This window comes from Vibrio sp. 10N.261.55.A7, assembly GCF_002877365.1.
Taxonomy (GTDB): Bacteria; Pseudomonadota; Gammaproteobacteria; order Enterobacterales; family Vibrionaceae; genus Vibrio.
Genome location: NZ_MCWZ01000263.1, coordinates 1 through 231, shown reverse-complemented (window position 1 = coordinate 231; position 231 = coordinate 1). Strand labels below are relative to the sequence as shown.

Annotated in this window: 1 protein-coding gene; it reads right to left on the bottom strand. The window is 39.4% G+C overall.

The features are described from left to right. Nucleotides 1–53 precede the first annotated feature (53 nt). A partial coding sequence (locus tag BCU12_RS11505; protein ID WP_102404391.1) for a cold-shock protein occupies nucleotides 54–231 on the bottom strand: 178 nt, incomplete at its 5' end.

Here is a 231-nt window from a genome sequence, read left to right as displayed (position 1 = left end):
GACAAAAAAATAGCCAGCACTAGGCTGGCTATTTTTAGAAAAAAGGTACTAAATTAAAGTACTTTGATGTTTTCAGCTTGTGGGCCTTTTTGACCTGTAGTTACTACAAACTCAACTTTTTGACCTTCAACTAGAGTTTTGAAACCGTCGCCAGTGATCGCTGAGAAGTGAGCGAATACGTCTGGACCGTTTTCTTGTTGAATGAAACCGAAGCCTTTAGTTTCGTTGAAC